General features: G+C 64.2%; 13 protein-coding genes. 8 read left to right on the top strand and 5 right to left on the bottom strand.

The window, feature by feature from the left end:
* Positions 1 to 2: 2 nt before the first annotated feature.
* Together poxB and HPC46_RS28860 are read left to right on the top strand one after the other, a co-directional pair.
* Positions 3 to 1,739 carry a ubiquinone-dependent pyruvate dehydrogenase gene (poxB, locus tag HPC46_RS28855; protein ID WP_179475570.1) on the top strand — a complete coding sequence of 579 codons (1,737 nt, stop codon included), beginning with the start codon at positions 3 to 5 and terminating at the stop codon, positions 1,737 to 1,739.
* 60 nt (positions 1,740 to 1,799) lie between these two features.
* Positions 1,800 to 2,813, top strand: coding sequence for an alcohol dehydrogenase catalytic domain-containing protein (locus HPC46_RS28860; protein ID WP_179475571.1), 1,014 nt, complete (start codon positions 1,800 to 1,802; stop codon positions 2,811 to 2,813).
* On the opposite strand, the gene HPC46_RS28865 is transcribed toward HPC46_RS28860, so the two are convergent.
* On the bottom strand, positions 2,814 to 3,215 hold the full coding sequence (locus tag HPC46_RS28865; RefSeq protein ID WP_179475572.1) for an Rv0313 family protein: 402 nt from the start codon (positions 3,213 to 3,215) through the stop codon (positions 2,814 to 2,816). It abuts the gene before it with no gap.
* Between the two features lie 88 nt (positions 3,216 to 3,303).
* Here HPC46_RS28865 and HPC46_RS28870 point away from each other — a divergent pair, with 88 nt between their 5' ends.
* Complete coding sequence (locus HPC46_RS28870; RefSeq protein WP_179475573.1) at positions 3,304 to 4,203, top strand: hypothetical protein; 900 nt, start codon at positions 3,304 to 3,306, stop codon at positions 4,201 to 4,203.
* On the opposite strand, the gene HPC46_RS28875 is transcribed toward HPC46_RS28870, so the two are convergent.
* Positions 4,090 to 5,127 (bottom strand): NAD(P)H-dependent amine dehydrogenase family protein, encoded by a 1,038-nt coding sequence (locus HPC46_RS28875; RefSeq protein WP_179475574.1) that lies wholly within the window; start codon positions 5,125 to 5,127, stop codon positions 4,090 to 4,092. The two genes, HPC46_RS28870 and HPC46_RS28875, sit on opposite strands and share 114 nt — an antisense overlap.
* 3 nt (positions 5,128 to 5,130) lie before the next feature.
* Complete coding sequence (locus HPC46_RS28880) at positions 5,131 to 6,378, bottom strand: hypothetical protein (protein WP_179475575.1); 1,248 nt, start codon at positions 6,376 to 6,378, stop codon at positions 5,131 to 5,133.
* Between the two features lie 29 nt (positions 6,379 to 6,407).
* On the opposite strand from HPC46_RS28880, the gene HPC46_RS28885 reads away from it, so the two are divergent.
* Positions 6,408 to 7,001, top strand: a complete 594-nt coding sequence (locus HPC46_RS28885; protein ID WP_179475576.1) for a TetR/AcrR family transcriptional regulator — start codon at positions 6,408 to 6,410, stop codon at positions 6,999 to 7,001.
* Positions 7,002 to 7,242: 241 nt separating this feature from the next.
* A complete protein-coding gene (locus HPC46_RS28890; protein ID WP_005143024.1) occupies positions 7,243 to 7,389 on the top strand; it encodes a hypothetical protein in 147 nt (48 codons plus the stop codon).
* A 6-nt stretch (positions 7,390 to 7,395) separates the two neighbouring features.
* Here the strand turns inward: HPC46_RS28890 and HPC46_RS28895 are convergent, their stop codons facing one another.
* Positions 7,396 to 8,235 carry a DUF3159 domain-containing protein gene (locus tag HPC46_RS28895; protein WP_179475577.1) on the bottom strand — a complete coding sequence of 280 codons (840 nt, stop codon included), beginning with the start codon at positions 8,233 to 8,235 and terminating at the stop codon, positions 7,396 to 7,398.
* 72 nt (positions 8,236 to 8,307) lie between these two features.
* On the opposite strand from HPC46_RS28895, the gene HPC46_RS28900 reads away from it, so the two are divergent.
* On the top strand, positions 8,308 to 8,802 hold the full coding sequence (locus HPC46_RS28900; protein WP_407665574.1) for a nuclear transport factor 2 family protein: 495 nt from the start codon (positions 8,308 to 8,310) through the stop codon (positions 8,800 to 8,802).
* A 77-nt stretch (positions 8,803 to 8,879) separates the two neighbouring features.
* On the opposite strand, the gene HPC46_RS28905 is transcribed toward HPC46_RS28900, so the two are convergent.
* A complete protein-coding gene (locus tag HPC46_RS28905; protein ID WP_179475579.1) occupies positions 8,880 to 9,542 on the bottom strand; it encodes a L,D-transpeptidase family protein in 663 nt (220 codons plus the stop codon).
* 287 nt (positions 9,543 to 9,829) lie between these two features.
* On the opposite strand from HPC46_RS28905, the gene HPC46_RS28910 reads away from it, so the two are divergent.
* Both HPC46_RS28910 and HPC46_RS28915 read left to right on the top strand, forming a co-directional pair.
* Complete coding sequence (locus HPC46_RS28910) at positions 9,830 to 10,288, top strand: hypothetical protein (RefSeq protein ID WP_179475580.1); 459 nt, start codon at positions 9,830 to 9,832, stop codon at positions 10,286 to 10,288.
* Positions 10,285 to 11,642 (top strand): hypothetical protein (locus HPC46_RS28915; RefSeq protein ID WP_179475581.1); only part of this gene is annotated, 1,358 nt, incomplete at its 3' end. The genes HPC46_RS28910 and HPC46_RS28915, both read left to right, overlap by 4 nt.

An 11,642-nucleotide genomic window follows, 5' to 3' on the forward strand; every position in this document is an offset into this window, starting at 1 on the left:
CCATGCCGACCGTCGCACAGCACCTTCTGGCGGCGTTGAAATCCAGCGGTGTCAGCCGCGTCTACGGCCTTCCCGGCGACAGCCTCAACGGTTTCACCGATGCGATCCGGCGATCCGAGGGGATCACCTGGGAGCACGTGCGCCACGAAGAGACCGCCGCCTTCGCCGCGACCGCCGATGCCGCACTGACCGGCCGGCTGGCGGTGTGCGCCGGCAGCTGCGGGCCGGGCAACACCCATCTGATCAACGGCCTCTACGACGCCGCGCGCACCCGTGTCCCGGTGTTGGCGATCGCTGCACACATTCCGTTGAACGAGGTCGGCACCGGCTACTTCCAGGAGACGCACCCGCAGGAGTTGTTCCGGGAGTGCAGCGTGTACTGCGAATTGGTCAGCACGCCGGAGATGGCCCCGCGCCTGATCGAGATCGCCATGCGAACCGCGGTCGAAGAGAACGGCGTGGCGGTGCTGGTGATTCCGGGCGAGGTATTCCTGGCCAAGCTCCCCGAGCAGGCCTGGAACACCAAACCCGTGCTGCCGACCCGCTCAGTGCTACGCCCCGACGACGACTCGCTACGTCGTGCGGCGGGTATCCTCAACGCCGCATCGCGGGTGACGATTCTCGGCGGCGCGGGCACCGCCGGTGCTCATGCCGAGTTGATCCGGCTGGCCGAGACGCTGAATTCGCCTATCGTGCATGCTTTCCGGGGCAAGGACTACATCGAGTACGACAATCCGTTCGACGTCGGGATGACGGGTCTGCTGGGATTCGCCTCCGGATACAAGGCGATCAAAGAAGCCGACGTCCTGCTAATGCTGGGCACCGATTTCCCGTATTCGCAGTTCTATCCCGACGAAGCTCACGTCATCCAGGTCGACATCCGGGGCAGCCACCTCGGGCGACGGATACCGGTCGACCTCGGTTTGGTCGGATCGGTGAAGGACACCATCGACGCGTTGCTCCCGCTGCTGTCGCGCAAGGTGGACCGAACACATCTGGACAGGTCGCTCAACCACTATCAGCGCACCCGCAAATCACTGGACGCACTCGCGGTGAACGACCGCGACCGCACTCCAATCCGTCCGGAATACGTTGCCGGAGTGGTGAATCGGCTTGCCGCCGACGACACCGTCTTCACGTTCGACGTCGGCTCGCCCACCATCTGGACCGCGCGATATCTGACGATGAACGGCAGGCGCCGCATCAGCGGGTCCTTCACCCACGGGACGATGGCCTGCGCGTTGCCGCACGCGATCGGCGCCCAGACCGCGTACCCCGGACGCCAGGTGATCGCGCTGGCCGGCGACGGCGGCCTGACGATGGGGTTCGGCGAGTTGCTCACCCTGGTGCAGAACAACCTGCCGGTGAAGGTGATCGTCTTCAACAACTCGTCACTGAACTTCGTCGAGTTGGAGATGAAGGCGGCCGGCGTCGTCAACTTCGGTACCGATCTGAAGAATCCGGACTTCGGGGCGGTCGCACGGGCGATCGGGCTGTTCGGGCGGCGAGTCGAACAGCCCGCGGATCTGGAGCAGGCGGTGGCCGACGCACTGGCCTACGACGGCCCGGCATTGATCGACGTGGTCGTCGCCCGTCAGGAATTGTCCATTCCGCCAGCGATTTCCGCCGAGCAGGCCAAGGGCTTCACGCTGTATGCGATCCGGACGATCCTGGCCGGCCGGGCCGACGAGCTACTGGACCTGGTGAGCACCAACGTCGCGCGCCGCATTCTCGATTGAGGATTATCTCGGCAGTGTTCTGAGTTAATGTCAGCAGACCCAGCCTAACCGAGGAGAGCGATGCCCACTCACCGCGCCGTACACGTGAAATCAGCCGGGGAACCGCTGGAACTGACCGAGGTGGACACCACATCGCCGCCGCCGGATCACGTACGCATCGCCGTCAACGCCTGCGGCGTATGCGGTACCGACCACGCCATCGTCAATGGCGCCTTCCCCGGCCTGAGTTGGCCGGTCACCCCAGGCCATGAGATCGCCGGAACCGTCGCCGAATTGGGTTCGGGTGTCGAAGGATTCGCGGTCGGAGACCGAGTGGCGGTCGGTTGGTTCGGCGGCAACTGCAACACCTGTCTGCCGTGTCGCAAGGGACAGTTCATGCAGTGCGTGAACCTCAAGGTGCCCAGCTGGAACTATCCGGGCGGCTACGCCGAGTCGGTGATCGTGCCGCGGACCGCATTGGCCCGGATTCCCGACGCGTTGTCGTTCGCCGAGGCCGCCCCGATGGGGTGCGCGGGCGTGACGACCTACAACGCGCTGCGCACCACCCGTGCGGTGGCCGGTGATCGCGTGGCCGTCCTGGGCATTGGCGGACTCGGGCATCTGGGCGTGCAATGGGCCCGTGCCATGGGTTTCGAGACGATCGCGATCGCACGCGGCGCGGGCAAAGAACAGGACGCCAAGGAACTCGGCGCCCACCACTACATCGACTCGACCGCCGGTGACGTCGGCGAGGCGATGCAGGCGCTCGGCGGGGCACAAGTGGTGCTGGCCACCGCCGCCAATTCGGCGGCCATGGCAGCGACGGTCTCGGGGCTGGCGCCCCAGGGCGAACTGGTGATTGTCGGGGCCACGTTCGATCCGCTGCCGGTCACCCCGGGCGATCTGATTTTCGGCAATTTCAGCGTGGTCGGGCATCCGTCGGGGACGTCGGCCGATGTGGAGGACACCATGCATTTCGCGGTGCAGTCAGGTGTACGGGCGCGGATCCAGGAGCTTCCGCTGGCCGAGGCGGCCGAGGCGTACGCCGCCATGGACGAGGGTCGTGCGCGCTACCGCATGGTGTTGACGATGTAGCTAGTCGGCCTCGTCGGTCTTCTCGTCGACGATGGTCGGCGCATCGAGCACGCTGACGTCGATGCCGTACGGCAGGAACCGGACGTTGCGGTTGGCGTCGGTGTTGTGCTTGTTGGCGCGCAGCGCGTCGAGCTCGCTTTGATAGACCTGCTCGACATGTGCCTTACCGTCGGCGTCCGTGATGTAGATGGCCCACACCCCGTCGCCGGCCTCCCCCGCGGTCTCAGGCTCCGTCCGGGGCCGCGAACGGCGGGTGAACTCATCGAACAGCACGCCGAATCCGGCGTTGCCGGCCGAGTTGTTCAGGAACTGCCCGAAGGCGTCGCGAAGGCCTTCACTGGCCTGCCGCACCACCCGATCGATATCGTCGGGATCGAACCCGAACGGTCCGTTGTTGTCCATGACTGCCAGTGTGCGCGCAGTTCGTGGTTCCGTCGAGAAAGTTGAACTTCGCGGCCAGCGAAACCGTGTTTCCACTATGCCCGCTTTGGTGCGAACCAGTTTCCTCAGCAGCTCTGCGGCCACCGCGATTGTGGCACTGTCCGTTGCCCCGCTGGCGCCGCCGGTCGAAGCCCGCATCGCCACCGTCACCGCCCCCGACATCGAACTCGCCGCCACTCCGATCGGCGCTCTACCGCTGGCGTTCCTGCGAAATCAGCTGACGTTTTGCAGCCTGATCTGTCCCTTCATCGCGCAAGGCGCGGTGACAGTCCCGATCGGTGTTGCGCAGGCACCCGGAACCTTCCTCCAGACCTTGCTACAGACCGGAGATCTTGCGGGATCGCTCGGCGCGGCGGTCTCAGCAGTGACGATCCCGGCCGATGCCGCCGCGGAAGGCATCATCGGCAACGATCTGAATCTAGTACTGCCCAAGGCACAGAACACTCTTGAGGTCGCGGTCGTGCAGTTGATGGATGTGTTCGCCGGGCAGACAACGCCCAGCGCGGCGCGCGACACGATCCTGGCGGCGCTCGACCAACCGCCGGGGATACCGACGGTTCCCGTTGGGGCGCATGGTCTTCTGCAGGTCGCGACGGTCGAGGCCATCAACGTCGGTTCCGCGGTGGCGTTCCAGGCATTCGAGACGGTCTTGTTGGGAGTGGTTCACTCCGCCAACGCCGCCGCCACCACGCTGGCCAGCACGCACAGTATGCGCGCGGCGATCATGGCGGGGATGGATTCGGTTCGCGCGACACTCACGACCGCACGCAATCAGCTAAGTACGGCGGTGGACAACGCGATCACCAACATCAGAGCCGCCGCGGGACACCCTGTTTCAGCGGCGGTAAAGGCTCAGCGGCAGGTCGGCCATGCTGACAAAGCCGGCCGCGGCGTTGCACACCGCGCCGACGGAGTTCACCGCCTGCATCGCGGTAGCCACACTGGCTGAGCGGACGTGTTCGGCTAGCGGAACGTCTCGGCGAAAGCTGGCCAGCGTCATCAGATGTGCTTGCATCGAGGGCGCGCCTTCGATGGTGACAGTCCAGCCGTGTTGGGGTGTCGGCCAGTGCTTTGGCTGGGGCTCCCCTACGGTCCACAGGGTTTCGACTTCCACGACCGGCTCGCCGTTGCGCAGGCCCGACCATCGCCAGTGCTGTCCGGCGACCGTGCCCGCGTGCAGGGTGCGACCGCACACGTCGCGATCGGCGCTGGCCGCAATCACCTCCAAGTCGGTGCTGACCTCGTCCACACCGAGACCGAGGGTATCCCCTAGAAGCCAAACCTGTTCCTGGAAAAGCTGACTGGTGAACCGCAAGCCGTCGGTCTGCGGGTTCACCTCGTCGGGCGGGCTGCCGAAATGCATCTGGTCGAACGTGATCTCGACGCTGTCGTAGACCGACCAGTCGGCACGTTCCTGCACCTTGACGTGTTCGATGGTGCGTGACAGTCCGGTCAGCGCCAACGGGACGACGACGCCGAGGTTGCCCGGATTCAGTCCGGTGCCGTGCAGCGAGCTGTTGCCTTCGGTGCAGGCCCGCTGCAGTCGGTCCCGGTCGTGCGCGGCCATCCGGGTCGGGTGGAACGCGAACGCCGTGGTGATCAGGTTGGCGCCGGAGGCCAGGATGGCGGCGGCTTCGGCGACCGAGGGGTGACGTGGCGCGTAGAGCACCGCGTCGGCGCCTGGGGTGTCGACGTTCTTGGCGGCGGTGACGCCGATCGGGTCACGCCCGGCCAGCACGCCTGCGTCGACACCGACCTTGTCGTCGGAATAGACCTTGACCCCAACCAATTCCAGGTCCGGGTGGTCGAGGATGCCGCGAATGGCTTCGACGCCCACCGCCCCGGTGCCCCACTGCACGACGCGGTGGGCCATCGCCTACACCACCGTCAGCGGAAGCGAGCGCCGCTCCTGGAACTCGAACGTGACGCCGTGGCTGAACTTGGTGACCTCCACCTCGGGAGAGTCCTTGGCGGCGGTGGCAGTCTTTTCGAACTCGGCCGTCCAGTCGTCGGCGGTTCCGGAGATCCGCACCGCGATGTGCGGGTCGACGGCGGTGGCAATGGCCTGCAACGGTGCTGGAGATGCCGGGGAGCACAGCGAGATCCAGGATGCGTCATCGTGCGACGGCGACGGGTGCACGTGCAGCCGGCCACCTTCGACCTCGGCGACGACGTAACCCGCCGGGTTGAACAGCGGGTGCAGCTCGATGACCTTGGCCAGCCCCTCAAAGTCGTTGGGCAGCTTCAGTGCTCGCTGAATTCGCTCGGCCGCCACCCCAGCGATGCCGGTGAGCTGTTTGGTGCAGATATCGGTCGCCAACTCGTGGTTGTCGCCGGCCCGGGCCCGGACGGCGATCCCGAACGACAGGTTCAGCAGGTGCATCTGCAGCACCACTTCGTCGGCGATGCGCACAAGAGCGGAGTGCGAGAACGCGCCGAAATCGACGTCGGACAGCAGCGCACCTGAATAGTCCGCCTGGCCTTCATCATTCGGGTCGATGGGTGCGAGTTCCCAGTTGGCCGCCTTGGTCTTGGCCACGATGTCCAGTGCCGGGATGCTGCTCACCTCGGGGTAGGACTCGTCGATGATGACGGTCCACGCGCAGTGCGGCATGCGGTCTGCCGGGGTGCGCGGCGGGCGGTGAATCGGGCGCACCTGCGCCTTGGCGTTGGTCGCCACAGCGGTGGCGTCGAAGGTGGGGTCCTCGATGTCGTGGCACATGCCCTTGACGTAGTCGGGACCCATCGGCTCGACGTCCAGCAGGGCGCCGCAGTGATCGAGGTGGAATTCGCCGTGCCACCGGTCGTGGACGGTGTAGCGAAAATCCATGAACTGCGGCGGGGCACCGATGTCGAGCTGCAGACCCTTGAAGATGGTGATGATGTCGACGCCCTCGTACTTCAGCGCCTTCTGCATGCGCTTGGTGTAGAGCGGGCTGGCTCCGGCCCACTCCTCGATGGCGATCTGCAACATCTCCGGACGGCCGAACGACTGAATGCACCAGGCCATGCCGGAGCGGTCGATCATCTGACCGATCAGCAGCAATTCGGGCACGAGGACGGCAAGTTCTGCCCGGGACAATTGGGCATAGCGGCTGAGGGGCTGGCTCACAAAGCGAAACATAGTCGCGTCAATGTTATAAAGTCAACGATGTGAATGCGCTCGGCACTCCTCCCACGCGACAAACCCAGGCGCCGCGCAAGCGGGGCGACGACACCCGCGCGATGATCATCGACGAGACGGTCCGCTGCGTGGTCGAAGAAGGCTTCCCCGCGGCCACGGCCAAACATGTCGCCGAGCGGGCCGGAGTCACCTGGGGTGTGATCCAATACCACTTCGGTGACCGCAACGGTCTGCTGATGGCGGTGGTCGACGAGGGTGTGGCCGGACTACTCAAGAGCCTCGGCGAGGCCGACGTCGCCGATCTGGGATTGCGGGAACGCATCGAGGTCGTCGTCGACACCGCGTTCCGCTGCTATAGCAGCCCAACATCGTTGGCGGCGTTCGAGATTCTGCGGGCCACCCGCGGGACCCACGGAGACAGTGCCAAACGGCATCTCCTGGAGATCAATACCGCCATCAACGAACTCGGGCGCTTGATCTCCGACGATCCCGTTGTAGCCGAGGTGATTTGGTCGTCGCTGCGCGGCATGGTGCTGGTCGAGATGATCGTCGACTCACATCTGGAATGGCAGCGCGAGCGTCAGCTATTGGTCGACATGGTCACGAAGTACCTGCAGGACTGAGCACCGAACGGTCCGCGAACTGCGTCACCTTCGGCGGTACGTGGTGTCCGGCGTCACAGCAGCCTCAGCATCCGAGCTGGGAAAACGTTGCGCTGTAGTCAATCTCACACGCCGAAAGTTGATTTACCTGAAATTAACAAGAACGATCAAGAGGTTGACCAGACAGGCGATCCCTGACTGGTGAACGTCACATAACAAGTACGCCCCTGCAGAACCAGGGGTCATCAAGGAGTTGAGAACAATGTCGTCGATTGCGCAGTTCCGCAACGATATGAAGCGGGCCATGACGCGTCGCCGTCTCTACGCACGGATCAACGCTCTGCCGCCGTCAACGGTTCGCGAAGAGCTTGTGGCCATCGCCCAGCGGTACGAAGACGACCTCCGCTAACGGCGGTTACTTCGTTTCTTGCTTTTCCGGGAACAACTTTCGCATCACCGCGCCGGCAATAATGCCGATGACGATCAGTGCGATGCCGATGCCCGCGGAGAATGAATCACTGACCCAGCCGGCGATCCCGATACCGATGACGAAGCCGGGAAGCCAGTCCAACAGCTTGCCGAATGACGGTGGCTCATCGACGGTTTCGCCGGCTGCGGCAAGGAATTTCGCCCGCGCATAGTCGGGATAGAACTCGGTGATCGCGACGGCGACCAACGTGACGGCGAGTTGGACGATCCAGCCGGTCCAGAAGTTGTCGCCGTCGTGCAGCACCGCGTCGCCGAACGAGCCGACAAGGGTGTTGATGACGAACGCGCCCGCCCATACCGCGCTCAAGATGTAGTTGACCCGGACGAACAACGGGCTGTTCCAGTGTTCGGGCTCGACCGTGTCGCGGGCGTAGGAGATCGTGAAGGGGCGTCGGATCGCGATGGTCGCCAGCGCATAGGCGGCCAGCGATCCGTTGGTGATTTCACCCGCCCACAGCTCCAGCCAGCTGATGAGAGTCGGTGAGCCGAAGATGCCCAAGCCGACGAAAATCGCGAAGACCACCGCGCCGAAGACTTCGAGGGAATGCACCTTGATGCCGCGTCGGCTACCGGCCCACATCACGATGAGGGTCAGGGCCAGCGCGGCGGCAGCGGCCTGCCCGAAGCGGCCCGGTCCCGACATGATCGCCATCAGGATCCAGGGCGCGATGCCCGAGAACGGCGATCGCAGGAAGCCGTCGATGAAGTTCGACTGCTGGACGGTGGCGTCAGGGCCGCTGGCCTCGGGCTTCTCCGGTCCAGACATTGGCGACTCCTGATCGTTGACAGGCCCCCGGGCTGGGAACATTGTCACCGGGACAACTCTCCCCGTCGACTCATTGGGTGTGCTGCAATGACCGGCATGGCTGACGTGGAAGCAATCGAAGCGATCAAACAGGTGAAATACCGCTATCTGCGGGCGCTGGACACCAAGCATTGGGACGATTTCGCCGACACCCTGACCGAGGACATCGTCGGTGACTATGGGTCCTCGCTCGGCGAGGAGCATCACTTCACCAACCGCAAGGATCTGGTGGCGTTCATGGCCAAGTCGATGCCGGCCGGGGTGCTCACCGAACATCGCGTCACGCATCCGGAGATCAGCGTGGACGGCGACGAGGCCGAGGCCATCTGGTACTTGCAGGACCGGGTGATCGTGCCGGAGTTCAACTTCATGCTGGAGGGCGCGGCGTTCTACCGCGACCGCTACCGCAAGACTGCGGACGGCTGGAAGATCAGCAAGACCGGATACGACCGCACCTACGAGGTGACGATGTCCACCGAGGCGCTGAACTTCAAGGCGACCGCGGGCGCGGCCATCGCCACCACTTAGCGGCCTGCCGCCGAGCGTGCGGCGTTTGGGTGACGATCGTCGCCGTCGTCGACGACAGCCCCCACGTTCGGCGCCGATTACTTGGCGACGGCGATCAACGCACCGGGCTGTAGCCAGCGGATGATCTTGACCAGAGTGTCGTCGTCGAGCGAGACGCAGCCTGCGGTCGGCCCGCCGTCGGTGGTGTGGACGAAGAACGCGCCGCCGTTGCCGGGCACGCGCGCCTTGTTGACGCCCATGACGATGGCGTGGGCGTACTGCGGGATGTAGAGGTTCTCGGTGCCGCTGGCCGGATTGGTGTCGAAGGGGCAGTCGGCTTTCTTGCAGACCTGCATCGTGTTGTAGGTCGGGCTCTTCATGTCGCCGTCCCACCAGTAGTCCGGCGTCACCTGGACGTATTGCAGGCCGCCGCCCGGGTTGGGTTGGGTGCCGAAGGCGAAGTCGAGGGTGAAGATGCCCATCGGCGTTTTCATTTCGCCGTCGTGGGACTGCGGGACCATACCGTTGGCGCCGACGTGGGTGGGAACGCCGACGAGGACGGGTTGCCAGCCGTTGGCGCCGCGCTGCCAGACGTCCATCTTCGCGGTGGCGCCGCCGGTGCTGACGACGGAGAGCACCTGGGTGGCGTTGCCGACGTTGGCTCCGAACCACGGCGTTTCGGCGTGGCTGGGCGGGGCGGAGGACAGCGCCAGGAGCGCCGCGGTGAAGGCAGCACACAGCGAAACGACGGCTCGACGCATCGATTCATCGTGTCTGGGAGGTTCCTGACAGGTCAAGTCAAGGTTGGGCCACGGTTGGGTCTGGGCCAGCTAACGATGAGTGGACGGGTAGCTGGGTTTTCCGCGGTCTCGGATACGCCTGAACTGGGTGTACTTGCTGGTCGCAACGGGTATTGCGGCTATTGGTGAATAGCGCTCCGGCAAACGCAAGGGATACGATTTCGACCATGTCGCAAGGACCGTATGGACCCGCGCCTTCAGGACCAGCCCCGTGGCAAGGACCGCCCTCTTCACGCGGCCCGTCCCGCTTGCCCGCCATCATCGCGATCGTCATCGCAGTGGTCGCGGTGGCGGTGGCGATTGGTGCGTGGTTCCGACCCGTACCGAAGCCGGAGACGCCCGCGGTCAAGACGTATAGCGAGCAGGAAGTCGCGGATGCGAAAAAGGCGGTGTGCAGCGCATATGAAGACGCCTACCGCGCGGTGACTGTTACTGGTAACGGGGATGGTGGAAATGACCGGGCCACTGTCCTTGTGGTCGCAGTGAACATACGCCTTGCTTTCAGTACGAGCGGCGAGTATCTACTGTCGACTGTCAACGACCAGCCGGCCGCGCCGCCGGAAGTCTCCACGCCGGCACGCGATCTCGGGACCGCATATCGAAAGGCCGCACTCCTACAACTTGCCGAGGCCCCACACGACACGATTACTCCCGTCTACGAGGCTGCTGACGCCGCGATCACGAAAATCAAGGCGGCCTGCCGATGAGCGACCTCCCAGCGGGACAGTGGTCAGCACTTTTGGTGGGCAACCAATGGCCTGGCTTCAGTTCGCTGGCGACGCTTTCTGCCGCGGCTACGAACCGCGCATCGATCAGTGAAGCATTCGAGGCCTACGCCGACTCATTAAGAACCATTCGAAATGGCTCGCTTGGAGAACAAGAAGGTGTAACTGCCGACGATACGAGGCAAGCATTTCAAACTGGGGAGTATTCCGCTCAGAAAATATCCGAGGTCAACGCAGCCAAGAAAGGATCGTACGAATCCGCCCGGAACGCCACCGAGGAACTGCGGTCTGACCTACGCACCATAGCCGAGCAAGGCAATACAGATATCGATGAGATCGTTGCCTCAAAAGCGCCACCGCCAGTCAAAGCGGCCAAGATCGCGGTTGTTGTGACGAAAGCTCAGGAGCAAGCCAGCATCAAAGCGGCGAGCCACAGTCAAGGTGTCCTCGATGCCATCGATCAAGTCTTTGCCAAATCCGGAATCGACCTGCCAGCACGACAATTCGCTGAACAGCAGGGCGTCGATTTGGCCAACGCATTCCGCCCGCAAACGAAGGACCAGGTACTTGACCAGGTCCAAATGATGCTCAACAAAACTCCCCTTAGTCAGGATTCGTCGTCTTCTACATCTTCCGCCAACTCGCAAGCAGGTAATGGCACGGACACTTCCTCTCACCTATTGAGAGGGGAAGCGACGTTCTCCTCCACGTCTTCCACGGGGGAAAATTCCACCATTCCAGGAATGTCAGAGCCAGGCACTACCGCATCAGGGGCACCTAGCACGGTCAATGGTGTCAGCACGTCGCGGAGCGAGGCGTCATTCGGAAGGACGCCAGCGTCATCAGTGGATCCGTATACACAGACATTGCCTGGCACGGGTGCCGCAGGAGTCGGAAGCCAGCAGAATTTCGCGACATCCCCATCTGCCGCCAGCCCGGGGGCGGTTGCCGGCCCGCAGATCCCCACCAGCACTTCGACTCCGGGAGTATCAACAGGAGGATCGCCGCCGACCACGTCGAGTGCATCGTCCCTGCCATCAGTTTCAGCCTCAGCCCCCACCAACGCACTCTCCCCTGAAGGCTTCGCCCAGAACTTCAATTCCGGCGCTCAGGCAGGCGGCCCGCTGTCATCTGGCGCTGAAGGACTTTCGAACACCGCGGCGCACGCGATGCAGCCGCAGGCCCCGATCCACCCCGAGAGCATGGCAGCACCGCCCGCGTACACCACGCCGTCCGCTGGAGCGCCGCTCTTCGAAACTGCCCACGCTGCACCGACATACGACACTGCCCAGGCTCCCGTCGCTCCCCCGGCTGACACCACCCAGACCTACATGGC

Source organism: Mycolicibacterium vinylchloridicum (assembly GCF_013404075.1).
Taxonomy (GTDB): domain Bacteria; phylum Actinomycetota; class Actinomycetes; order Mycobacteriales; family Mycobacteriaceae; genus Mycobacterium; species Mycobacterium vinylchloridicum.

Bases quoted from the DNA above. Each gene is read 5' to 3' on its own strand.
- poxB (WP_179475570.1), top strand. From the start codon at position 3: ATGCCGACCGTCGCACAGCACCTTCTGGCGGCGTTGAAATCCAGCGGT.
- HPC46_RS28860 (WP_179475571.1), top strand. From the start codon at position 1,800: ATGCCCACTCACCGCGCCGTACACGTGAAATCAGCCGGGGAACCGCTG.
- HPC46_RS28865 (WP_179475572.1), bottom strand. From the start codon at position 3,215: ATGGACAACAACGGACCGTTCGGGTTCGATCCCGACGATATCGATCGG.
- HPC46_RS28875 (WP_179475574.1), bottom strand. From the start codon at position 5,127: ATGGCCCACCGCGTCGTGCAGTGGGGCACCGGGGCGGTGGGCGTCGAA.
- HPC46_RS28880 (WP_179475575.1), bottom strand. From the start codon at position 6,378: ATGTTTCGCTTTGTGAGCCAGCCCCTCAGCCGCTATGCCCAATTGTCC.
- HPC46_RS28890 (WP_005143024.1), top strand. From the start codon at position 7,243: ATGTCGTCGATTGCGCAGTTCCGCAACGATATGAAGCGGGCCATGACG.
- HPC46_RS28895 (WP_179475577.1), bottom strand. From the start codon at position 8,235: ATGTCTGGACCGGAGAAGCCCGAGGCCAGCGGCCCTGACGCCACCGTC.
- HPC46_RS28905 (WP_179475579.1), bottom strand. From the start codon at position 9,542: ATGCGTCGAGCCGTCGTTTCGCTGTGTGCTGCCTTCACCGCGGCGCTC.